Below are 20,165 nucleotides of genomic sequence, written 5' to 3'. Positions count from 1 at the left end.
TAATCACGTGGCCGCCAACTGCGCCAGCAGGCTGACCATTTCCAGCGCGGACAGGGCAGCTTCAGCACCTTTGTTACCGGCCTTGGTGCCGGAACGTTCGATGGCTTGCTCGATGGAATCAACGGTCAGGACGCCGAAAGCGACCGGAACGCCGAACTCCATGGACACCTGGGCCAGGCCCTTGGTGCATTCGCCAGCCACGTATTCGAAGTGCGGAGTACCGCCACGAATGACCGCGCCCAGGGCGATGATTGCCGCGTATTCGCCCTTCTGAGCGACTTTCTGCGCAACCAGCGGGATTTCGAAGGCGCCAGGCGCACGGATGATGGTGATGTCGTTTTCGCTCACGCCGTGGCGAACCAGGGCATCAACTGCACCGCTGACCAGGCTTTCAACGACGAAGCTGTTGAAACGGCCTACTACCAAAGCGTAGCGGCCTTTAGGGGCGATGAAGGTACCTTCGATGGTCTTCAGGGTCATTCGTTAGATCTCTTAAAGAGCCGGGACGCGTTTTCTACGCGTCCCTCAGTGATGTGTTAACCGCGAATCAAGGACTGGAAACAACCGGTCATTATTCGGAGGGCACGTATTCTACAACTTCCAGATCGAAACCGGATATCGCATTAAATTTCATCGGCGCACTCATCAGGCGCATTTTGCGTACGCCCAGGTCCCGGAGGATCTGCGAACCGGCACCGACAATGCTGTAGGTGGTCGGTTTTTTCGTCGGGGCGTGGTCAGCGGTTTCACGAATGTGCGCCAGCAACACGTCGCCATCGAGCGGGTGACCGAGCAGCAGCACCACGCCGCTGCCAGCCTCGGCGACCGCAGCCATGGCGGCGCGCAGGCTCCAGCGGCCGGGTTGCTTGACCATCAGCAGGTCGCGCAGCGGGTCCATGTTATGCACCCGTACCAGCGTCGGTTCTTCGGCGCACACGGTGCCCAGGGTCAGCGCCATGTGCACGTCGCCTTCTACGGAATCACGATAGGTCACCAGGTTGAATTGGCCCAGTTCGCTGTCCAGCGGCTGCTCGGCAATCCGCTGAACGGTACGTTCGTGGATCATCCGGTAGTGAATCAGGTCGGCGATGGTGCCAATCTTGATGTTGTGTTCGGCGGCGAAGGTTTCCAGTTCGGCGCGACGGGACATGGTGCCGTCGTCGTTCATCACTTCGCAGATTACGCCGCTTGGCTCGAAACCGGCCATGCGCGCCAGGTCGCAGGCCGCTTCGGTGTGGCCGGCACGGGCCAGGGTGCCGCCGGCCTGGGCCATCAGCGGGAAGATGTGGCCGGGGCTGACGATGTCTTCAGCCTTGGCGTCTTTCGCGGCAGCGGCCTGCACGGTGCGCGCACGGTCGGCGGCGGAGATGCCGGTGGTCACACCCGTAGCCGCTTCGATCGATACGGTGAACTTGGTGCCGAAACCGGAACCGTTGCGCGGCGCCATCAGGGGCAGCTTCAGCAGTTCGCAGCGCTCGCGGCTCATCGGCATGCAGATCAGGCCACGGGCGTGCTTGGCCATGAAGTTGATGTGTTCAGGCTGGCAGCACTCAGCGGCCATGATCAGGTCGCCTTCGTTCTCGCGGTCTTCGTCATCCATGAGGATGACCATCTTGCCTTGGCGGATGTCTTCTACCAGTTCTTCGATGCTATTGAGCGCCACAAGGCACCCCCTTGAGTCAGGATTTGAGGTAGCCGTTGGCGGCCAGAAAGCTTTCGGTAATGTTTCCGGAGGTTGGCTCTGCGGCCTTGTCACCCAGCAACAGACGCTCCAGGTAACGGGCCAGCAAGTCCACTTCCAGGTTCACCCGGCGACCCGGCTGGTACGACGCCATGATGGTTTCGCTCAGGGTGTGAGGAATGATCGTCAGCAGGAACTCGGCGCCATCGACCGCGTTCACGGTCAGGCTGGTGCCGTCGACCGTGATCGAGCCTTTATGGGCGATGTACTTGGCCAGTTCTTTTGGCGCGCGGATACGGAATTCCACGGCCCGGGCATTTTCGGTGCGGGCAACCACTTCGCCCACGCCATCGACGTGACCGCTGACCAGATGCCCACCCAGACGCGTGGTCGGGGTCAGGGCTTTTTCCAGGTTCACCGGGCTGCCACTTTTCAGGTCGTTCATCGCGGTGCAATCGAGGGTTTCGCGACTGACGTCCGCCGCAAAGCCATTGCCGGGCAGTTCAACCGCGGTCAGGCACACGCCGTTGACCGCGATGCTGTCGCCCAGTTTGACGTCGCTCAAATCGAGCTTGCCGGTTTCTACGTGGACCCGCACATCTCCGCCTTTTGGGGTCAATGCACGAATACTGCCGATGGATTCGATGATGCCGGTAAACATGAAGTCCTCCTCGAGAACAAAACCTTCGCTTGGCGCAGGCCGGGAATTATACGCTCGCCGCTGGCACAGGAATGGCGATGACTCGCCAGTCATCGCCAACCGCACGGATTTCGGTGATTTTGAGCTCGGGCGCGTCTTTCATTTGCGCCAGCGGCCAGTCCAGCAATGGGCGGGCCGAGGAGCCGAGGAACTTGCCGGCCATGAAGATCTGGAATTCATCCACCAGGCCTTGCTGAGCGAAAGCCCCCGCCAGACGCGGGCCCGCCTCGACCAACACTTCGTTGACGCCACGGTTGGCCAGTTCAATCAGCAACTTGCGCAGGTCAACCAGTCCATCCTCGCCGGCCACGATCAGGCATTCCGGGCCATTGGCGTATTGCTCTTCAATTGCCATGCAAGTAGCGACCAGCGCCGGGCCGGCCTTGAAGAACGGCGCATCCAGCGGCACTCGCAAACGCCCATCAATCAGCACGCGCAGTGGCGGACGGCTCATCGCCAGGGCCGTTTGCTCGGCGTCCAGGCCCAGTTCGTCGGCGCGGACGGTCAAACGGGCGTTGTCTGCCAGCACCGTGTCGGCGCCGGTCAGCACCACGCTGGCCTGGGCGCGCAGGCGTTGAACCGCCGAGCGCGCGGCCGGGCCGGTGATCCATTGGCTTTCGCCGCTTTCCATCGCCGTGCGACCGTCCAGGCTCATGGCCAATTTGACCCGCACAAACGGCAAGCCGTGTTCCATGCGCTTGAGGAAGCCTTCGTTGAGCTTGCGCGCCTCGCCTTCCAGCACGCCACTTTCGGTGGCGATACCGGCCTGAGTCAGGCGCTGCAAGCCGCGACCGGCGACCGACGGGTTCGGGTCCTGCATCGCCGCGACCACGCGGGCCACGCCGGCATTCACCAGCGCATCGGCACACGGCGGCGTACGACCGTGGTGGCTGCAAGGTTCGAGCGTCACGTAGGCCGTGGCGCCCCGGGCCTTGTCGCCAGCGGCGCGCAGGGCGTGCACTTCGGCGTGGGGTTCGCCGGTGCGCACGTGCCAGCCTTCGCCGACAATCTGCCCGTCACGCACGACCACGCAGCCCACCCGTGGGTTGGGGTGCGTCGTGTAATGACCTTTGCGCGCCAGTTCCAGAGCACGGGCCATGTAATGGGCGTCGAGGATCGCTTGTTCTGCGGACGTGGTCATTCTTTCACCGGCTCACGGGCCAGGCGATCGATCTCTTCGCGGAACTCGTTGAGGTCCTGGAAGCGTCGATACACGGAGGCGAAACGAATGTAGGCGACTTCGTCGAGCTTTTGCAGCTCGGCCATCACCAGTTCACCGACCACGAGGGATTTGACCTCGCGCTCACCGGTGGCTCGCAGTTTGTGTTTGATGTGCACCAACGACGATTCCAGGCGTTCGACACTCACCGGACGCTTCTCGAGGGCACGCTGCATGCCGGCGCGGAGTTTTTCTTCGTCGAACGGCTGACGACTGCCGTCGGTTTTGATCAGGCGCGGCAACACCAGTTCGGCGGTCTCGAACGTCGTGAAACGCTCGCCGCAGGCCAGGCATTCGCGCCGGCGGCGCACCTGTTCGCCCTCGGCGACCAGACGCGAGTCGATGACCTTGGTGTCGTTGGCACCGCAGAAGGGACAGTGCATGGTGGCAGGCAACAAAAAAAGGGAGGGCCATGGTAGCGCATCCCGGTGGCAAGACAAGCCATAGGGTTTGCGGTATACAGACGGGCTATATAGTTTGATCCATGGATTACACCTTGCTGGAGCCGCAAATGTCCCTAAGACCGCTCGTATTGCTCAGTCTTTTCAGCCTGTTGGTGGCCTGCAGCAGCGATGCGCCCAAGCCCCAGCCACCGACGCCAGGGCCTGCACCGCAAGCGGCGCAGAAGAAAGCCCAGGAGTCGGCCAACCTCGGCCCGCTGCCGGCGTATCAACGCGAATTGAGCGGCACCCTGCAAGGCGTGCCGGCCGGTGCCGAGGTTGAACTGGCGCTGCTGGTGATCGACGACAAGGACCGTCCGCAACAATTGCTGGCCAGTTCCAGCCTGATCGGCACCAACCAGATTCTGCCGTTTCACCTGCGCTTCAACCCGGAATCCTTCCCGATGGGCGCGCGCGTGGAACTGCGTGGCCGGGCCAGTCAGTCCGGCCAGCTGATTCTGCATCTGCCGTCGCAACTCATCACACAGCCAACGACGCAAGCGCTGGGCCAACTGCAATTCGTCAAAGCGCCATGATTGCACCGCTCGACCTGCAACTGGCGTTGAGTGAACTGCTGGGTGACGCGCAACTGGTCGCTTGTGCGCTGCCGGACACCGACCTGAAGCTGTGGCTGATTGACGGCGACAAGATGGACCGCGCCTTCAGCCCGGAAGAAACCCGGCGGATTCTGCATGAACCGCCGTACTGGAGTTTCTGCTGGGCCAGTGGGCTGGCGGTGGCGCGTTATCTGGCGGCATTTCCCGAGTGGGTCAAAGGCAAGCGCGTGCTGGATTTCGGTGCCGGTTCCGGTGTGGCGGGGATTGCGGCGGTGAAGGCCGGCGCGCTCGAAGTGGTGGCCTGTGACCTGGACCCGCTGGCGATTGCCGCGTGTCGGGCGAATGCTGAACTCAATGACGTACAGCTGAACTACTCGACGGATTTTTTCGCCGAGGCGGATCGCTTTGATCTGATTCTGGTGGCGGACGTGTTGTACGACCGGGCGAATCTGCCGTTGCTCGATGAGTTTCTGAGTCGCGGCCGGGAAGCGCTGGTGGCCGATTCACGGGTTCGGGATTTTCGTCATCCGCTGTATCAGCGCATTGAAATGCTGGAAGCGATGACCTTGCCGGACCTGGCCGAGCCGGAAGAGTTTCGGCATGTGAGCCTTTACCATGCGCGGCGCGGCTAACAGCTTCGCGGGCGAGCCTCGCTCCTACAGGTCCGTGCCGTTTTCGAGAACGACGCTAAACCTGATTTCGAGAACGACGCAAAACCTGTAGGAGCGAGGCTTGCCCGCGAAGGCGTCCTGTCAGTCAACACCTCTCCCAACGACCACCCCGCTTCCGGCCACCCCCCGCCAGGCCGTATAGTTGCCCTATTCACGCTTCCAAGAGATTGCCCATGAGTCAGGAAACGCCGTACATCTTCGACGCCACGACTGCCGATTTCGACCAGTCGGTGATCGAGAACTCTTTCCACAAACCGGTGCTGGTGGATTTCTGGGCCGAATGGTGTGCGCCCTGCAAAGTGCTGATGCCGTTGCTGCAGACCATTGCCGAGAGCTATCAGGGCGAGTTGCTGCTGGCCAAGGTCAACTGCGATCTCGAACAGGACATCGTTGCTCGTTTCGGCATTCGCAGCCTGCCAACTGTGGTGCTGTTCAAGGATGGCCAGCCTGTCGACGGTTTTGCCGGTGCACAGCCGGAATCGGCCGTGCGGACGATGCTTGAGCCCCACGTGCAAATGCCGCCACCGGCAGCGGCTGACCCGTTCGAGCAGGCACAAGCGCTGTTCGACGACAGTCGTTTTGCCGACGCCGAAGCCGTTCTCACCGTGCTGCTGGGCGAAGATAACACCAACGCCAAGGCACTGATCCTCTACGCCCGCTGCCTCACCGAACGTGGCGAGCTGGTTGAAGCGCAAACCGTGCTCGACGCGGTCAAGAGTGATGAGCACAAAGCGGCATTGGCCGGTGCCAAGGCGCAGATCCAGTTTCTTGGCCAGGCCAAGGATTTGCCGGATGCAGCGGACCTGAAAGCGCGCCTGGCGAAAAATCCGCAGGACGATGAGGCGGTGTATCAACTGGCGATCCAGCAGTTGGCCCGCCAGCAGTACGACGCGGCGCTGGATGCGTTGCTCAAGCTGTTCGTGCGCAATCGCAGCTACAGCGAAGGCTTGCCGCACAAGACCTTGCTGCAGGTGTTCGAACTGCTGGGCAACGATCACCCGTTGGTGACCACGTACCGCCGCAAGTTGTTTGCTGCGCTTTATTAAAATCAAGAGATCGCAGCCTCGTTTTACTCGACAGCTCCTACAGGGGAAACCGGATCCCTTGTAGGAGCTGTCGAGTAAAACGAGGCTGCGATCTTTTGCGGTTTATTCGATCCAGCGGTAGAGCGGCGTATCCCCGCCGCTCGACACTTTCACATCCGCGCAATGGCGCAAGCGCACCAACAGGCGTTTGCCCGCTGCCGCGCTGCCGGTCAGCCCTTCCAGCTGCTCAAGCAAATCCGGCCCGCTCAATTGCCCGGCCTTGCGCAGCAAGTCCTTGGCGATCTGCCACAGCGCATCATCCTGATTCAGCGGTTTCGCCGGGGCCGCACTGGCCTCAGGCTTGACCACTTGCAACTGCGCGCCGAGCCGTGCCCAGTCGCCGTCGTCCATCTCCAGCGTCAAATCCACCGGCCAGTCGCCGATGCTTCCGCGAATTCGCAACATAAGTCCGCTCCTGCACATTTCTGACTTGCATGCTCCCATGGGACTTGTGCAACGCCAAGCGGGCGGTCAAACTCTCCGCACTTACGTTATAAGATTACATAACAAATTATTCATTTTACTTCGGAGACCCGCCATGCGCCGTCTGCTTCTCGCTTTGCCGTTTGCCCTGCTGCCGCTGGCCGTCGCCCACGCGGCTGACGAACATGATCACGAGCACGGCAGCCTCGGCGCCCACGAACATGGCGTCGCTCGCCTGAACGCAGCGCTGGACGGCCAGACCCTGGAGCTGGAACTGGAAAGCCCGGCGATGAACCTGGTGGGTTTCGAACACGCCGCCACCACTGACGCCGACAAAGCCAAAGTCGCCGCCGCCCGTGCGCAACTTGAAAAGCCGCTGACCCTGTTCAATCTGCCGAAAGCCGCCGGTTGCGTGGTGGCGATGCAGGAACTGGAAAGCCCGTTGTTCGGCGACAAGCCGGATGCCGATGATGATCACGATGAAGATGCCAAGGACGAGCATCACCATGACCACAGCGAGATTCACGCGCATTACCAATTCAGCTGCTCGGCGCCGGGCGCCTTGAAGAATCTGGACCTGGCGAACCTCTTCAACACGTTCCCGGCCACCCAGAAAATTCAGGTACAACTGATCAGCCCAAGCGGGCAGCAAGGCGTTGAAGTGACGGCCAAGGCTGCCGCCCTGAAATTCTGATCCACCGCAAACCCCCTGTAGGAGCGAGGCTTGCCCGCGAAGAGGCCAGCACATTCAACAGAAATGTCGACTGTAAGTCCGCCTTCGCGGGCAAGCCTCGCTCCTACAGGGGATTGTGTTGAAGTTGAGAAAAACATCTAACCCATGAAATCGGCGCCATGACCCAAGCACTCATCGAACTGTCCGACCTGGGCTTCAGCTGGCCCGGTCACCCGCCGCTGCTGGATATCCCGGCCTTTCGCCTGGAACCCGGTGAAACCCTGTTCCTCAAGGGCCCCAGCGGCAGCGGCAAGACCACCCTGCTCGGCCTGCTCGGTGGCGTGCAGAAGCCCGATCGCGGCAGCATTCGCCTGCTCGGCCAGGAACTGACCGAACTCGGTGCCGGTGCCCGCGACCGTTTCCGCGTCGACCACACCGGCTACATCTTCCAGCAGTTCAACCTGCTGCCGTTTCTCTCGGTGCGCGAGAACGTCGAACTGCCCTGCCACTTCTCCAAACTGCGCGCCGAACGGGCAAAACAGCGCCACGGCAGCGTCGATCAGGCGGCCGCGACCTTGCTCGCCCATTTGGGTTTGAAGGATGAAAGCATCCTCAGCCGCCGCGCCGATTCGCTGTCCATCGGCCAACAGCAACGGGTCGCCGCCGCACGCGCGTTGATCGGTCAGCCGGAACTGGTGATCGCCGACGAACCGACCTCGGCCCTGGATTACGACGCCCGCGAGAACTTCATTCGCCTGCTGTTCGCCGAATGCCGCGAAGCCGGCTCGAGCCTGCTGTTCGTCAGCCACGACCAGAGCCTGGCGCCGCTGTTCGATCGAAACCTGTCGCTGGCCGAACTCAATCGCGCCGCCACGCCCGAAGAGGTCTGAGATGTATTTGTTTCGTCTAGCCATGGCCAGCCTGGCTAACCGCCGTTTCACCGCGATCCTTACTGCGTTCGCCATCGCCCTGTCGGTCTGCCTGCTGCTGGCCGTGGAGCGGGTGCGCACCGAAGCCAAAGCCAGTTTCGCCAGCACCATCAGCGGCACCGACCTGATCGTCGGCGCGCGCTCCGGCTCGGTGAACCTGCTGCTGTACTCGGTGTTCCGCATCGGCAACGCCACCAACAACATCCGTTGGGACAGCTTCGAACACTTCGCCAACAACCCGAAAGTGAAGTGGGCGATCCCGATGTCCCTCGGCGATTCCCATCGCGGTTATCGCGTGATGGGCACCACCGAGGCGTACTTCGAGCACTATCAATACGGTCATCAACAACACCTGGAACTGGCCGACGGCCGCGCCTTCGCCACCGACCCGTTCGAAGTGGTGCTCGGCGCCGAAGTGGCCGATGCGCTGCATTACAAACTCGGCGACAAACTGGTGCTGGCCCACGGCGTGGCGGTGATCAGCCTGGTCAAGCACGACGACAAACCGTTCACCGTGGTCGGCATTCTCAAGCGCACCGGCACTCCGGTCGACCGCACATTGCACATCAGCCTCGGCGGCATGGAGGCGATTCACATCGACTGGCACAACGGTGTGCCGGCGCAAGGCAAAGGCCGGATCAGTGCCGATCAAGCGCGCAACATGGACCTGACGCCACAAGCGATTACCGCGTTCATGCTCGGCCTCAACAGCAAGATTTCGACCTTCGCCGTGCAACGCGAGATCAACGAATTCCGTGGTGAACCGATGCTGGCGATCCTGCCGGGCGTGGCGTTGCAAGAGCTGTGGAGTTTGATGAGCACGGCGGAAAAAGCCTTGTTCGTGGTCTCGCTGTTTGTGGTGTTGACCGGGTTGATCGGCATGCTCACGGCGATTCTCACCAGCCTCAACGAGCGCCGTCGCGAGATGGCGATTCTGCGATCGGTGGGTGCGCGGCCATGGCACATCGCGACCTTGCTGGTGCTGGAGGCGTTTGCTTTGGCGCTGTCGGGAGTGATTGCCGGCGTGGCGCTGCTGTACGTGGGCATCGCCGCCGCGCAGGGTTATGTGCAGGCCAATTACGGCTTGTATCTGCCCCTGGCCTGGCCGAGCGAATATGAATGGACGCTGCTAGGTGGCATCCTGATCGCCGCGCTGCTGATGGGCAGCGTGCCGGCCTGGCGTGCGTATCGCCAATCCTTGGCCGATGGCCTGTCGATCCGTTTATGAGGACGTTAATGATGCCCCGCGCTTTGCTTGCGCTGTTGCTGCTGGTCGCCCTGCCCCTGTGGGCGGCCGAGCCGAAGGATTTGACCTGGTCGGAAATGATCCCGCCGGATGCCGCACCGGAAGTGCCGAACATGACGCCGCTGCACGACCTGTCGCAGATGGGCAACGCACTGGAGTCCGCGCCGGCCGCCAAGCAGGACCTGCCCAATGCGCCGGTCGTGAAAAGCCTCGATGGCCAGAACATTCGCTTGCCAGGCTACATCGTGCCGCTGGAAGTCAGTGAAGAAGGCCGCACCACGGAGTTTTTGCTGGTGCCATATTTCGGCGCCTGCATTCACGTGCCGCCACCGCCATCGAACCAGATCGTGCATGTGAAAAGCGAAGTCGGCGTGAAGCTGGATGAGCTGTATCAGCCGTACTGGATCGAAGGAGCGTTGCAGGTCAAAGCGTCGACCAGCGAGTTGGCGGATGCCGGGTATCAGATGGAGGCGGACAAGATTTATGTGTATGAATTGCCGGAGTGAAACCGGTGGGTTTGTATTGATTGTGAGGACGTCTTCGCGGGCAAGCCTCGCTCCTACAAGGCCATCACCCACCCTGTAGGAGCGAGGCTTGCCCGCGAAGGGTCCCTAAAAGGTTCCACAAAAACCGGGCCCATCACTGTTTCATTGAGCTGAATCAAAAGACCGTATCAGACGGCTCCGTACCATTGGACATCAAACATTTTTAACGTCCTTTGGGAGCTCCCATGCACAAGTCCTTGCTCAGCGCTTCGCTGTTTGCCCTCGCGCTCACAGCCCCGCTCGCCTATGCCCACGACGCTGGCGACATCATCCTTCGCGCCGGTGCAATCACCGTCAACCCGAAAGCCGACAGCTCCAGCGTCAAGGTGGATCAAGGCCCTTTGGCCGGTGCTGACCTGGGCGGCAAGGCGACCATGAGCAGCGACACGCAACTGGGTTTGAACTTCGCCTACATGCTCAACAGCCACTGGGGCATCGAGCTGCTCGCGGCCACGCCGTTCGAGCATGACGTGAAGATCAAAGGCACCGCCCTGGGTGCGGCCAACGGCAAACTCGGCAGCCTGAAACACTTGCCGCCGACCTTGAGCGTTGTGTACTACCCATTGGACGCGAAGTCCGCCTTCCAGCCGTATGTCGGCGCCGGTATCAACTACACCTGGATCTACGACGAACACGTCGGCAGCGAAGCCAGCGCCAACGGCTTCAGCAACTTCAAGGCGGATAACTCCTGGGGCATGGCCTTCCAGGTCGGCGCCGACTACATGATCACCGACAACATCATGCTCAACGCCCAGGTGCGCTACATCGACATCGACACCACCGCGACGGTGGAAAACAACGCCGTGGCCCAGGGCACTCGGGCCAAGGTCGATGTGGATGTCGATCCGTTCATCTACATGGTCGGCCTGGGCTACAAGTTCTAAGCCCGCCCTCTGTAGGAGCGAGCTTGCTCGCGATGAACGTCAACGATAACGCGTGTGTGCTGGATAAACGCGTCGCCCTCGAGTCCATCGCGAGCAAGCTCGCTCCTACAAATTCACGATCCCGCGCAGAGCGCAGGAACGATCATCAGCGTCCCAACAACCGCGCCAACCCCACACTGAGCGGTGTCTGCTTCGGGTAAGTAAAACGCTCGAGCAATCGCCGGTTGTTCGCCCGGGAATGGCGAATGTCACCGGAGCGCGCCGGGCCGTAGCTGATCGGCGGCAGCTCGCCCACGACGGCTTCCAGCGCTTCAAGCATTTGCTTGAGGGTGGTCGCCTGATTCCAGCCGACATTCACCGCGCCGACCTCGACCTGCGGCTTCTCGATGGCTTGCACCAGCAAGTCGACCAAATCCCCGACGAACACGAAATCGCGCGTCTGCTCGCCATCGCCGAACACGGTGATCGGCAGGCCTTTCTGTGCGCGCTCGCTGAAAATGCTGATCACCCCGGAGTACGGCGAGGACGGATCCTGGCGCGGCCCGAAGATGTTGAAGAAACGGAAAATCACCGGCTCCAGCGCGTGCTGGCGGCGGTAGAAATCGAAGTAATGTTCGCTGGCCAACTTGTCCGACGCGTAGGGCGTCAACGGCGCCTTGGGCGTGTCTTCGTCGATCGACTCGCCTTCGCCATTGTTGCCATACACCGCCGCGCTCGAGGCAAACAGCACCCGTTTGACGCCAGCCTGGCGCATGGCTTCGCAGACATTCAGCGTGCCGATGAAATTGCTCTGGTGAGTCTTCACCGGGTCGTCCACCGAAGCCTGCACCGAGGCCACCGCCGCCAGGTGCGCCACGGCGCTGCAACCGACCATGGCCCGCGCCACCAGCGCGGCGTCGGCGACATCGCCGACGATCAATTCGACCTTGGGATTGTCCAGCGGCAGGTTGTTGCGTTTGCCGGTGGAAAGGTCATCGAGGATGCGCACCGAATGGCCCTTGGCGAGCAAGGCATCGGTCAGGTGCGAGCCGATGAAACCGGCGCCGCCGGTGATTAAAACAGGGCCGTCAGCCATGGCGATAAAACCTGTCCAGTAAGCCAGGGAGTGCCGCACGCCAGGCGCGCGGCTTGATTCCAAACGTATGCAGAATTTTCTTGCAGGCCAGCACCGCATGTTGCGGCTCTTCGGCAGCATCCGGGCGCGCGGCGTGAGCCTGGGCGGTCGGTGCTTCGATGGCCAGCGGATGCAGGGCGCGCGCTTCAGTGAGGATCGCCTGCCCCAGCGCCAGCGGCGTGGTCGCCTCATGTCCGGCGTAATGATAGGTGCCCCACAGCGGTGCTGCACAATCGAGTTGTTTGAGCACCGAAATGATCACTCGCGCGGCGTCGTCCACGGGCGTCGGATTACCGCGACGGTCATCGGCCATCAGCAGCTCTTCAGGCTGTTCGGCCCGGCCGAGGAAACGCCCGAGGGTGCCGTCGGGGCTGTCATCGAGCAGCCAGCCGAAACGCAGCAGCACGTGTTGCGGGCAGGTGGCGCGCACGCTTTGTTCGATGCGCCACAAGGCCTGACCGCGCAGGCCCAAGGGCACCGGTTCGTCTTTTTCGCTGTAGGCAGTCGCCCGGGAGCCGTCGAACACGCGATAGCTCGACGGTTGCAGCAGAACAATATTGTGATGCTGGCACAGTTCGGCCAGACGCTCGATCGCCCGCTCTTGCCCGGCCAGACGTGCCTCGCTGACCGTCTCCGCCTGAAACCAGTCGAAGTAGTAGGCGAGGTTGATCAGCGCGTCCGGGCGGGTGTCGTCGAGCAGTTGCGTCAGGCTCGCGGCATCCCAGCCGTCTTGCGGTGGGCGGGGGGCGAGGAAGCCGATGTCTTCCTCCGCACCGAGGCGAATCAGCGCCTGCCCAAGGGCATTTCCGCCGCCCAGTAACATAAGGCGCATTCGCATAGAGTCAGCAGGCCCAATCTGATTGAAACAATGGTTTTATCGACAGCGCCCACGGGCGATGCCGTTGATAGTTTCCGGAATCGTTGCATTTTGCGGGTTTAGTGCGCAACCGTCATCCGTAAAGTGTAGATGTCCGGGAATTGTGGTGCTGCTACTGGCCTCTTCGCGGGCAAGCCTCGCTCCTACAGGGCCACGCTGAACGTGTAGGAGCGAGGCTTGCCCGCGAAGAGGCCCTAAAGGCCAGCGGTACTTGCATCTTCAGTCACCCGCCCGCATAAATTACCCCATGAATCTGCCCATTCCACCGGACAGCGCCCTGGCAGGCTTCCACCCCGCTGTCAGCGCCTGGTTCAGCAGCACCTTCCCGACGGTGACCGCCGCCCAGGCCCGGGCGTGGCCGTTGATCCGCCAGCGCCGCTCGACCCTGATTGCTGCGCCCACCGGCTCCGGCAAGACCCTCACCGCGTTCCTCGCGGTCATCGACGAACTCGTCCACCGGGGCCTGGACAACGGCGGCCATCTGCCGGACGAAACCCTGGTGGTCTACGTTTCGCCGCTCAAAGCGCTGTCCAACGACATCCAGATCAACCTGCAAAACCCGCTGGCCGGGATCACCGAGCAATTACGGGTGATGGGCCTGCCCGAATTGCAGATCAATACCGCCGTGCGCACCGGCGATACGCCGCAAAAAGTCCGCTCGGCGATGCGCAAGAATGCGCCGCATATCCTGGTCACCACTCCGGAATCGCTTTACGTGCTGCTCGGCTCCGATTCCGGGCGAAAAATGCTCGGCACCGCCCGCACGGTGATCGTCGATGAAATTCACGCGATCGCCGCGAGCAAACGCGGCAGCCACCTGGCCCTGAGCCTGGAACGCCTGCAAGCGCTGTGCGCCGAACCGCTGGTGCGCATCGGCCTGTCCGCCACGCAAAAGCCCATCGAAGCGGTGTCGCGCTTTCTGGTGGGCCGCGACCGTCCTTGCGAAATCATCGACATCGGCCATGCCCGTCCACGAGACCTCGACATCGAAGTGCCGCCGGTGCCGTTGTCGGCGGTGATGGCCAATGACGTCTGGGAGCTGGTCTATGACCGCCTCGCCGCCCTCGCCCGTGAACACCGCACCACGCTGGTTTTCGTCAACACCCGGCGCCTGGCCGAACGCTTGAGCCGGCACTTGAGCGAGCGCCTCGGCAAAGAGGCGGTGGCGGCGCACCACGGCAGTCTGGCCAAGGAATTTCGCCTGGACGCCGAACAACGGCTCAAGCGCGGCGAGCTGCAGGTCTTGATCGCCACGGCGTCCCTGGAATTGGGCATCGACATCGGCGACGTCGACCTGGTGTGCCAGATCGCTTCGCCACGCTCGATCGCCGGGTTTCTGCAGCGGGTCGGCCGCTCCGGACACCAGGTCGGTGGCACGCCCAAGGGCCGTTTGTTCGCCACCACCCGCGACGACCTGATCGAATGCGCTGCCCTGCTCGATTGCGTACGCCGTGGCGAGCTCGACACCTTGCAGATCCCGGTGGCGCCGCTGGACGTGCTGGCCCAGCAGATCATCGCCGAAGTCAGTTGCCAGGAATGGCCGGAACAGGCGCTGCTGGAGACATTCCGCAAGGCCTCGCCCTACGCCGAACTCGACGAAAAACATTACCGGGCGCTGCTGCACATGCTCGCCGAAGGCTACAACGGCCGTCAGGGTATCCGCAGCGCTTACCTGCATCGCGACGCTGTAAGCCGCACCCTGCGCGGTCGTCGGGGCGCCAAACTGACGGCCGTGACCAGCGGCGGGACCATTCCGGACAACGCCGACTACAGCGTGTTGCTGGAACCGCAAGCGCTGAACATTGGCAGCGTCAACGAAGACTTTGCGGTGGAAAGCATCGCCGGGGACATTTTCCAGCTGGGCAACACCTCCTACCGGATCCTGCGGGTTGAAACCGGCAAAGTCCGGGTTGAAGATGCCCAGGGTCAGCCGCCGACCATTCCGTTCTGGCTCGGTGAAGCGCCGGGGCGCAGCGCGGAACTGTCGTTTGCCGTGGCACGCCTGCAAGCGCAACTCGATGAACTGCTCGGCGCTACGCCAGGCAACTTGCAACCGAGCCTCGACTGGCTGACGCACACCTTGGGCCTGAACCTCGCCAGCGCCGAACAACTGGTGGAATACCTCGCCCGTGCGCGCCAGACCCTCGGCGCCCTGCCGTCGCAAGACACGCTGCTGATGGAGCGGTTTTTCGACGAGTCCGGCGGCACGCAACTGATCATTCACACGCCGTTCGGCAGCCGCATCAACCGTGCTTGGGGCCTGGCCCTGCGCAAGCGTTTCTGCCGCACCTTCAACTTCGAATTACAGGCCGCTGCCAGCGAAGACGCCATCGTGCTGTCGCTGTCCACCAGCCACAGCTTCGAACTCGACGACGTCTGGCGCTACCTGCACAGCAACACGGCCGAACACACGCTGATTCAAGCGGTGCTCGATGCGCCGCTGTTCGGCGTGCGCTGGCGCTGGAATGCCGGGGTTGCTCTGGCGCTGCCGCGTTATACCGGAGGGCGCAAAGTGGCGCCACAGATCCAGCGGATGAAAAGCGAAGACCTGATCGCCAACGTCTTCCCCGACCAGATCGCTTGCGTGGAGAACCTCGCCGGCGAGCGAGAAATACCGGCCCATCCGCTGGTGGAGCAAACCCTCGACGATTGCCTGCACGATGCCATGGACAGCGAAGGCTGGCTGGCGTTGTTGCGGCGCATGGAGCGTGGCGAGGTCCGCCTGATCAGCCGCGACCTGCCGGCGCCCTCGCCACTCGCGGCGGAAATCCTCAGCGCCCGGCCCTACACCTTTCTCGACGACGCGCCGCTGGAAGAACGTCGCACGCAAGCGGTGCTCAACCGGCGCTGGAGCGATCCGCAGTCCACCGACGACCTCGGTGCGCTGGACGCCGAGGCGATTCAAGCGGTGCGCGACGAAGCCTGGCCAGCGCCCACCGGGGTCGATGAAATGCATGAGGCGTTGATGAGCCTTTCGTGCATGACCGACGCCGAGGCGCAGGCTAATCCGCATTGGCTTGAATGGCTGAACGCCCTGGCCGACAGCGGTCGCGCCAGTCGTTTGCAGATCAATGCCGGGCAGTCGTTGTGGCTGGCACTGGAGCGGCTGACGTGTCTGCGAGCGATTTATCCACACGCGACTTTGCTGCCAGCGCTGGAGGCATTGCCCGGTTTCGACGAAGTCTGGGAGCCGGACGAAGCGGTGCTGGAAGTGCTCCGCGCACGGCTCAGCGCCTTTGGCCCGTTAGCGCTGAGCGCGATCGTCGAGCCGCTCGGTTTGGCGGTGACTCAGGTCACTCAAGCCTTGGCGCAACTGGAGCGCGAAGGCTACGTGCTGCGCGGCCAATTCACCCCGGGCGCCGATCAGGAACAATGGTGCGAACGGCATTTGCTGGCGCGTATTCACCGCTACACGGTCAAGCGTCTGCGGCGTGAAATCGAGCCGGTGGCATTGCAGGATTTCATGCGATTTCTGTTCGACTGGCAGCATTTGTCGACGTCGACACAAGGCCAGGGGCGCGCGATTTTGCCGGCGATCATCAGCCAGTTCGAAGGCTACCCCGCTGCCGCTTCTGCCTGGGACAGCGACATTCTGCCGGCACGCATCAAAGACTATTCGGCGAGTTGGCTGGATGACCTGTGCCGCAGCGGCAAACTGGTCTGGACCCGTTTGACCGCGCGCAACAAGAGCGCCAGCACGGCGCTGCGCAGCACGCCGATTCTGCTGCTGCCGCGCAGTCAGGTGGGGTTGTGGAGCAGCCTGACCGAACAGACTCCGGTCAGCGAACTCTCGCCCAAAACCCAAAAGGTCTTCGAGGCGCTCAGCCAACACGGCGCGCTGTTTTTCGATGAGCTGACTCACGAAGCGCACCTGTTGCGCGCGGAACTGGAAATTGCCTTGCAGGAATTGGTCGGCGCCGGATTAGTGAACGCCGACAGCTTCGCCGGCCTGCGCGCACTGATCACTCCCGCCAGCAAACGGCAGAATCGCAGCAGCCGACGTGGGCGCGGAGCGTTTGTCGGCGGCATGGATGATGCCGGGCGCTGGGCGTTGTTGCGACGCGGGGCGGCGCCACCGGTTGTGGATAACAAACGGCCGGCGCCCACACCCGCTGACACCTTGGAACACATCGCCATGACCTTGCTGCGCCGCTACGGCGTGGTGTTCTGGCGCTTGCTGGAGCGTGAGGCGGATTGGCTGCCGAGCTGGCGGGAATTGCTGCGCACGTTCCATCGACTGGAAGCGCGAGGCGAGATTCGTGGCGGGCGATTTGTCAGTGGCTTGGCCGGTGAGCAATTTGCGTTGCCCGAAGCCATTCCGTTATTGCGCGAAGTGCGGCGCCGGCCGCAGGACGGGAGTTTGATCGCGGTGTGCGGGGTTGATCCGTTGAACCTTGCCGGCACGCTCTTGCCTGGGGCGAAAGTCCCGGCGCTGGCGAGTAATCGGCTGGTGTATCGCGATGGATTGCCAGCGGCGGCCGAGATTGCCGGCAAGCCGCATTTCTGGCTGGAGCTGGATCAGCAGGCAAGTGCTGAGGTGAGCTGCAAACTGATCCGACATTGATGGTGCCTGGTCTGGCCTCTTCGCGAGCAAGCCCGCTCCCACATTTGATTTGTGAACTACTGAGATCCAATGTGGGAGCGGGCTTGCTCGCGAAGAGGCCATCAGCATCAACACAAATCATTGAGTTCTCGGTTGGTCCGGCATCAACACCGAGGAATGCTCCACTGCCGGAGCATTCTCTTTCGGCTCAACCCCCTGCCGCGCCAACAAAACCTGCTGTGGATAAGTCTGCGCGAAATGCACCCACGGGCTGTTATCCACAAGCTTCTTCAAGCGCTGGTTGAATGCCCTGCTCACCGCGTACTGCCCACCTGACACCGTGCGGAACTGCGCCGTCAGCACCACGCCATTCAAGTCCATCTTGTCGACACCAAACACATCCAGCGGCCCTTGCAGGTTGTACTTGAGGAACGCATCTTCGCGGATCGAATCCCCGGCCTCGCGAATCAGCTCGATGGCCTTGTCGACATCGGTGTCGTAGGTGAATTGCACCGAGAAAAACGCATAGGCAAATTGCCGCGATTGGTTGGTCACTGCCTTGATCTGGCCGAACGGCACCGAATGCACAAAACCCTTGCCATCGCGCAGACGTAAAGTGCGGATGGTCAGGCCCTCGACGGTGCCGGCGTGACCGGAATCGAGCACCACCCAGTCGCCAATCGACAGCGTGTCTTCGATGATGATGAACAACCCGGTGATCACGTCCTGCACCAGTTGCTGCGAGCCAAAACCGATCGCCAAGCCCACGACCCCCGCACCCGCCAGAAACGGCGCGACGTTGATCCCCAGGTTGGCCATGGTGGTGATCGCGCAGATCACCACCAGGATGATTTTGATCGCGTTGCGCAGCAGCGGCAGGATGGTTTTGACCCGGGTGCTGGGTTGGCGCGCCGAGCGTTTACTGACGGGTGGTTTCAGCGCTTCCTGAATCGCCGTGTCCAGCACCACCCAGACCATCCAGGTGATCAGGAAAATCAGACCGATACGACTCAGGGAATCACTGATAGCGCGTCCGACCGTGTTGCTCACGGCAAATTCGAACAGCGACACGCCCCAGATACGCCCGAGGATGTCGATGAAGACAATGGCCATGGCGATCCGCAGCAACGCGTGCGAAAGGCTGAGAAAGCGGTCCTTGTAGGCGCTGCTGCGACGCACCGCCGATTCACCGCGCGACTTGAACAGGTGATGCAGCGTGGTGCTGAGAAACACCGTCGCAATCAGCAACACCGTGGTGAACAGCGCGCAGCGCAGCACTTTCTGGTTGTCATCGCCAATGCCGATCAGGTTGATCACCGAGACCAGCACCATCAATAGAATCGGCCAGTACCAGAGCCCGGAAAAGATCCGCAGCATTTCCCGCAATGCCGGCTGACTTTGACGCTGGGGCAACGGCAGGATGCGGATCAGATGCGCCACCGGACGGCGCATTTTGATCACCAGCAAGCCAAAGAGAATCGACGCGCCCAGCCCGGTAAACACCGCGATGCTGCTGGTCAGATTGCCGCCCAGCAGGCGGGCGATCTGCGGGCTGGTCAAGGCATCGCTGAGGGCGACGAGGAAGCCAATCACAAACAGCGGCCGTGGGCTGTACTGGCGAATAATACGCACCGCGGGGCGCTTGTGGCCGGCATTGAACAGCACCACCAGCGACAACAGCAGCGACGCGGCGAAAATGCCGCTGCTGGTGGCGTAGGCGAAACACAACGCCAGCGCACGGCCGGCAGACACCTTCAGAAAGTGGCTGACATACAACGTCAGCGGCAGGCTGATCAGCGCCGGAATCGTGTAGGGCAACACGTAACCCAGCAACGCCTGACCACGTTCGCGAGTGAGCAGCAGGCGGTTCTGGCACAGACGTTTGGTGAGCAATCCTCCGAGCAACCAGAGCAACGCAAAGACGCCAATCCACACGCCGGACAACAGCAGGAAGTCCCCGGCCACGCTCCAGGTCGAACGGGACGATGGATGATTGACCAGTTGATCCACTTCATCGGCCGCACGGTCGGCACGCAGACGCCAGGCGTCGAGCAGGTCTTCGTTGAGATCGAGTTTGCCCTGGACTTCCTCGATGCTCGAACTGATGGCCCCCAGCAGACCGCCCTGAACCAGCGGTTCGGGGTGGGCCGGTGGCACGGCAGGCGTGGCGGCCGCCGGAACACCCGGTATCGCCGCCGCTTCCAGTTCATTGCTGCCCAGAATCAGCAACGCCCCCAGCAGAATCGCGGTCTTGAACTTGAACAAACGCGGTGCTCCTTCAAAAGGGTCTGTAAGGAACTGATCGGAACATTGTAGGCAAGTTCGGTTTTGGCCGTGAGATAACGGCCAAACGCAATCCATGTAGCAGCTGGCGAAGCCTGCGTTCGGCTGCGCAGCAGTCGTGAAATCCGACAACTCGGTGTAACAGGTAAACCGCGTGCTCAGGGTTTACGACTGCTGCGCAGCCGAACGCAGGCTTCGCCAGCTGCTACATGGGGCCATATTTGCGTACAGATCAAATATCAAATGCCAATCCCTGTATTTTTCCGCACAACCTAAACCCCGACACTGCGCTCCA

Annotated in this window: 18 protein-coding genes; 9 read left to right on the top strand and 9 right to left on the bottom strand. The window is 62.1% G+C overall.

Features of this window, described 5'->3' with window-relative positions; translation table 11 throughout:
* Positions 1–3: 3 nt before the first annotated feature.
* From ribE to nrdR, 5 genes are all read right to left on the bottom strand, one after another.
* Complete coding sequence (ribE, locus tag ACIPL2_RS14935; protein ID WP_401357553.1) at positions 4–480, bottom strand: 6,7-dimethyl-8-ribityllumazine synthase; 477 nt, start codon at positions 478–480, stop codon at positions 4–6.
* Positions 481–571: 91 nt separating this feature from the next.
* Positions 572–1,663 (bottom strand): bifunctional 3,4-dihydroxy-2-butanone-4-phosphate synthase/GTP cyclohydrolase II, encoded by a 1,092-nt coding sequence (ribBA, locus tag ACIPL2_RS14930; protein WP_401357551.1) that lies wholly within the window; start codon positions 1,661–1,663, stop codon positions 572–574.
* A 16-nt stretch (positions 1,664–1,679) separates the two neighbouring features.
* Positions 1,680–2,342: a riboflavin synthase gene (locus tag ACIPL2_RS14925; protein WP_134423297.1), complete on the bottom strand. Its 663-nt coding sequence runs from the start codon at positions 2,340–2,342 to the stop codon at positions 1,680–1,682.
* Positions 2,343–2,388: 46 nt separating this feature from the next.
* The gene (ribD, locus tag ACIPL2_RS14920; protein ID WP_401357549.1) at positions 2,389–3,522 is read right to left on the bottom strand and encodes a bifunctional diaminohydroxyphosphoribosylaminopyrimidine deaminase/5-amino-6-(5-phosphoribosylamino)uracil reductase RibD; all 1,134 of its coding nucleotides are present in this window, start codon (positions 3,520–3,522) and stop codon (positions 2,389–2,391) included.
* On the bottom strand, positions 3,519–3,983 hold the full coding sequence (gene nrdR, locus ACIPL2_RS14915) for a transcriptional regulator NrdR (RefSeq protein WP_003228656.1): 465 nt from the start codon (positions 3,981–3,983) through the stop codon (positions 3,519–3,521). Before nrdR ends, ribD begins: the two co-directional genes overlap by 4 nt.
* 128 nt (positions 3,984–4,111) lie before the next feature.
* On the opposite strand from nrdR, the gene ACIPL2_RS14910 reads away from it, so the two are divergent.
* The 3 genes from ACIPL2_RS14910 (at position 4,112) to trxA (ending at position 6,314) form a co-directional block, all read left to right on the top strand.
* The gene (locus ACIPL2_RS14910; protein WP_401357547.1) at positions 4,112–4,576 is read left to right on the top strand and encodes a YbaY family lipoprotein; all 465 of its coding nucleotides are present in this window, start codon (positions 4,112–4,114) and stop codon (positions 4,574–4,576) included.
* Positions 4,573–5,229: a class I SAM-dependent methyltransferase gene (locus ACIPL2_RS14905; RefSeq protein WP_401357545.1), complete on the top strand. Its 657-nt coding sequence runs from the start codon at positions 4,573–4,575 to the stop codon at positions 5,227–5,229. Before ACIPL2_RS14910 ends, ACIPL2_RS14905 begins: the two co-directional genes overlap by 4 nt.
* Positions 5,230–5,441: 212 nt before the next feature.
* Entirely contained in the window at positions 5,442–6,314 is an 873-nt protein-coding gene (gene trxA / locus ACIPL2_RS14900; RefSeq protein WP_401357543.1) for a thioredoxin, read from the top strand.
* A gap of 102 nt (positions 6,315–6,416) precedes the next feature.
* On the opposite strand, the gene ACIPL2_RS14895 is transcribed toward trxA, so the two are convergent.
* Positions 6,417–6,758 carry a hypothetical protein gene (locus tag ACIPL2_RS14895; protein ID WP_401357541.1) on the bottom strand — a complete coding sequence of 114 codons (342 nt, stop codon included), beginning with the start codon at positions 6,756–6,758 and terminating at the stop codon, positions 6,417–6,419.
* 133 nt (positions 6,759–6,891) lie between these two features.
* Here ACIPL2_RS14895 and ACIPL2_RS14890 point away from each other — a divergent pair, with 133 nt between their 5' ends.
* The 5 genes from ACIPL2_RS14890 to ACIPL2_RS14870 all read left to right on the top strand — a co-directional run bounded on the left by ACIPL2_RS14890 (position 6,892) and on the right by ACIPL2_RS14870 (position 11,053).
* Positions 6,892–7,470, top strand: a complete 579-nt coding sequence (locus ACIPL2_RS14890; RefSeq protein ID WP_401357539.1) for a DUF2796 domain-containing protein — start codon at positions 6,892–6,894, stop codon at positions 7,468–7,470.
* A 158-nt stretch (positions 7,471–7,628) separates the two neighbouring features.
* Positions 7,629–8,339 carry an ABC transporter ATP-binding protein gene (locus ACIPL2_RS14885; protein WP_059402147.1) on the top strand — a complete coding sequence of 237 codons (711 nt, stop codon included), beginning with the start codon at positions 7,629–7,631 and terminating at the stop codon, positions 8,337–8,339.
* Between the two features lies 1 nt (position 8,340).
* The gene (locus ACIPL2_RS14880) at positions 8,341–9,606 is read left to right on the top strand and encodes an ABC transporter permease (protein ID WP_401357537.1); all 1,266 of its coding nucleotides are present in this window, start codon (positions 8,341–8,343) and stop codon (positions 9,604–9,606) included.
* Positions 9,607–9,617: 11 nt separating this feature from the next.
* Complete coding sequence (locus tag ACIPL2_RS14875; protein ID WP_401357535.1) at positions 9,618–10,130, top strand: DUF3299 domain-containing protein; 513 nt, start codon at positions 9,618–9,620, stop codon at positions 10,128–10,130.
* 224 nt (positions 10,131–10,354) lie between these two features.
* Positions 10,355–11,053, top strand: coding sequence for an OmpW family protein (locus ACIPL2_RS14870; protein WP_401357533.1), 699 nt, complete (start codon positions 10,355–10,357; stop codon positions 11,051–11,053).
* Positions 11,054–11,198: 145 nt separating this feature from the next.
* On the opposite strand, the gene ACIPL2_RS14865 is transcribed toward ACIPL2_RS14870, so the two are convergent.
* Positions 11,199–12,128 carry an NAD-dependent epimerase/dehydratase family protein gene (locus ACIPL2_RS14865; protein WP_401357531.1) on the bottom strand — a complete coding sequence of 310 codons (930 nt, stop codon included), beginning with the start codon at positions 12,126–12,128 and terminating at the stop codon, positions 11,199–11,201.
* Positions 12,121–13,005: a sugar nucleotide-binding protein gene (locus ACIPL2_RS14860; RefSeq protein WP_401357529.1), complete on the bottom strand. Its 885-nt coding sequence runs from the start codon at positions 13,003–13,005 to the stop codon at positions 12,121–12,123. Before ACIPL2_RS14860 ends, ACIPL2_RS14865 begins: the two co-directional genes overlap by 8 nt.
* 286 nt (positions 13,006–13,291) lie before the next feature.
* Between ACIPL2_RS14860 and ACIPL2_RS14855 the strand changes: the two genes are divergently transcribed.
* Positions 13,292–17,608, top strand: a complete 4,317-nt coding sequence (locus tag ACIPL2_RS14855; RefSeq protein ID WP_401357528.1) for a DEAD/DEAH box helicase — start codon at positions 13,292–13,294, stop codon at positions 17,606–17,608.
* Positions 17,609–17,725: 117 nt separating this feature from the next.
* Here the strand turns inward: ACIPL2_RS14855 and ACIPL2_RS14850 are convergent, their stop codons facing one another.
* Positions 17,726–19,852, bottom strand: coding sequence for a mechanosensitive ion channel family protein (locus tag ACIPL2_RS14850; protein ID WP_401357527.1), 2,127 nt, complete (start codon positions 19,850–19,852; stop codon positions 17,726–17,728).
* Between the last annotated feature and the right edge of the window lie 313 nt (positions 19,853–20,165).

Origin of the sequence: Pseudomonas sp. NPDC086251 (genome assembly GCF_044746405.1) — a bacterium.
Classification (GTDB): Bacteria; Pseudomonadota; Gammaproteobacteria; order Pseudomonadales; family Pseudomonadaceae; genus Aquipseudomonas.
This window is presented reverse-complemented; position numbering and strand designations above follow the sequence as displayed.

Coding starts and splice junctions, on each gene's coding strand:
- ACIPL2_RS14895 (WP_401357541.1), bottom strand. CDS start 6,758: ATGTTGCGAATTCGCGGAAGCATCGGCGACTGGCCGGTGGATTTGACG.
- nrdR (WP_003228656.1), bottom strand. CDS start 3,983: ATGCACTGTCCCTTCTGCGGTGCCAACGACACCAAGGTCATCGACTCG.
- ACIPL2_RS14925 (WP_134423297.1), bottom strand. CDS start 2,342: ATGTTTACCGGCATCATCGAATCCATCGGCAGTATTCGTGCATTGACC.
- ACIPL2_RS14905 (WP_401357545.1), top strand. CDS start 4,573: ATGATTGCACCGCTCGACCTGCAACTGGCGTTGAGTGAACTGCTGGGT.
- ACIPL2_RS14885 (WP_059402147.1), top strand. CDS start 7,629: ATGACCCAAGCACTCATCGAACTGTCCGACCTGGGCTTCAGCTGGCCC.
- ACIPL2_RS14910 (WP_401357547.1), top strand. CDS start 4,112: ATGTCCCTAAGACCGCTCGTATTGCTCAGTCTTTTCAGCCTGTTGGTG.
- trxA (WP_401357543.1), top strand. CDS start 5,442: ATGAGTCAGGAAACGCCGTACATCTTCGACGCCACGACTGCCGATTTC.
- ribD (WP_401357549.1), bottom strand. CDS start 3,522: ATGACCACGTCCGCAGAACAAGCGATCCTCGACGCCCATTACATGGCC.
- ACIPL2_RS14870 (WP_401357533.1), top strand. CDS start 10,355: ATGCACAAGTCCTTGCTCAGCGCTTCGCTGTTTGCCCTCGCGCTCACA.
- ACIPL2_RS14865 (WP_401357531.1), bottom strand. CDS start 12,128: ATGGCTGACGGCCCTGTTTTAATCACCGGCGGCGCCGGTTTCATCGGC.
- ribE (WP_401357553.1), bottom strand. CDS start 480: ATGACCCTGAAGACCATCGAAGGTACCTTCATCGCCCCTAAAGGCCGC.
- ACIPL2_RS14860 (WP_401357529.1), bottom strand. CDS start 13,005: ATGCGAATGCGCCTTATGTTACTGGGCGGCGGAAATGCCCTTGGGCAG.
- ACIPL2_RS14875 (WP_401357535.1), top strand. CDS start 9,618: ATGCCCCGCGCTTTGCTTGCGCTGTTGCTGCTGGTCGCCCTGCCCCTG.
- ACIPL2_RS14880 (WP_401357537.1), top strand. CDS start 8,341: ATGTATTTGTTTCGTCTAGCCATGGCCAGCCTGGCTAACCGCCGTTTC.
- ACIPL2_RS14855 (WP_401357528.1), top strand. CDS start 13,292: ATGAATCTGCCCATTCCACCGGACAGCGCCCTGGCAGGCTTCCACCCC.
- ACIPL2_RS14890 (WP_401357539.1), top strand. CDS start 6,892: ATGCGCCGTCTGCTTCTCGCTTTGCCGTTTGCCCTGCTGCCGCTGGCC.